We start from the raw sequence: 1,742 nt of genomic DNA, 5'->3' as shown, positions 1-1,742 counted from the left end.
GTATCTCACCAATCGGGCCTTACGGGCAGTTTGACCCCCGCTTATCCTCCATGGATTCCTCTGAGTCTTGAAGCGGGGTCTTACTGCCCGTTAGACTGCGATAAAATCTCTCCGGTTCATCCACATTCAGAACGATGCGGCTTGCTTTTCTTTTCATACCGTACATCAGCTCATAAACCGCCGGCTCCTTAAGTATAATTTCGAACATCGGCTTTTCCTGGATAAGATCAGGCAATCTGGCATCAAATATATCATTCATTTCTTGTCTGCTGAACTTTTCGGGACCATCATAATAGTTGATTTCTTTAACATCTTCCAATGGAAGGTACATGCTTTTTGAGAATCCTGACTGCAGCAGCAAATGAGAATCATTAAGGACGAAAGGGGTTAAGCGGGTGGCGTTGATCTCGGCCAGAAAGTATATAATGCCATATATATTTGCTATTAAGATGATATATGCCACAATAGCATTCCATGAATGAAGCCAATAATGAAGTCCGATCGATTCAATGGCTATCGCATGGATCAGCATAATATAAACAGCATTTACACTTGTTTTTTGATGGTATGTGAAACTATCTCCATGCTTTATGGAGGGCTTCTTTTTCCATGAAAACAGGGCATAATTAAACATAGCGAATTCAGTCATAAATACAGTTCCCAACCTATTATTCGGCAAATGCGTTTCAGCCGCCCTTTTAACATTAAAGAGAAATAGAGAATTAATACCGTTTAGCCTGCGGTATTCTTTTAAAAGTACAGGCAGCTTAGTAAGAATCTTATAGGCAATAAACAACTCCAGCCCTATAAAAAGCGCTTCGGAAAAAACAATTATATAAGGTAAAAAGGCAAACTGCGAAAATTGGCTGGCAGGGATAATAAAATAGGCAGCTCCGTATCCTGCTAAAATAACTGCCCCTAAATACTTCAGCGAATACCTTTTCCGAAGGATAAGGAAATACGCCAATAAGGGTACAACAACCAGCAAGTCAAACAGGGAGCCAACCGCCGCACCGTCTGGAACCGGACCAAAAAGCGTGGTCCTGTAAAGAAAGTAGTTGGAAAACAGAATCATAGATAACAGCACACCAAACATCAGCCAATTAGGCCTTTTCAATGCATTTGTCATAATTATCCACCTCACTTTAATTATAGTTTATTTGAGGGGTAAATAATATTGAAGTTTTGGTGAACTCGGTATATCTGTTTGCGATGTTGAGTCCGATCCCGGGCGACTTCGGACTCAACGTGTACCAGTTCGCGGTTTTGTGTCCGAACCTCCGGCAACTTCGGACTCTGCGTGCACCAGTTTGCGATTTTGAGTCCGAACTCCGGGTAACTTCGGACTCAGCCGGCATCCGTTCGCGGTTTTGTGTCCGAACCCCAGCCATCTTCGGACTCTGCCGGCATCCGTTTGCAGTTTTGTGTCCGAACCCCAGCCAACTTCGGACTCAGCCGGCATCCGTTTCCAGTTTTGGGTCCGAACTCCAGCCAACTTCGGACTCAGCGAGCATCTGTTCGCGGTTTTGGGTCCGAACTCAGGCCAGCTTCGGACTCAGCGGGCATCTGTCCGCGGTTTTGTGTCCGAACCCCAGCCATCTTCGGACTCTGCCGGCATCCGTTCGCGGTTTTGTGTCCGAACCCCAGCCAACTTCGACTCAGCGGGCATCCGTTCGGCGGTTTGTGTCCGAACCCCAGCCATCTTCGGACTCTGCCGGCATCCGTTTGCAGTTTTGTGTCCG

1 protein-coding gene is annotated in these 1,742 nt (G+C 46.0%); it reads right to left on the bottom strand.

The window, feature by feature from the left end:
• Nucleotides 1–19: 19 nt before the first annotated feature.
• Nucleotides 20–1,129 carry a hypothetical protein gene (locus CE058_RS22765; RefSeq protein ID WP_258750311.1) on the bottom strand — a complete coding sequence of 370 codons (1,110 nt, stop codon included), beginning with the start codon at nt 1,127–1,129 and terminating at the stop codon, nt 20–22.
• Between the last annotated feature and the right edge of the window lie 613 nt (nt 1,130–1,742).

It is taken from the genome of Bacillus sp. 22-7, from assembly GCF_010628845.1.
Classification (GTDB): Bacteria; Bacillota; Bacilli; order Bacillales; family Cytobacillaceae; genus Cytobacillus; species Cytobacillus firmus_B.
Note: the sequence above shows the minus strand (reverse complement) of the source record. Positions and strands in the feature narration are given on the sequence as shown.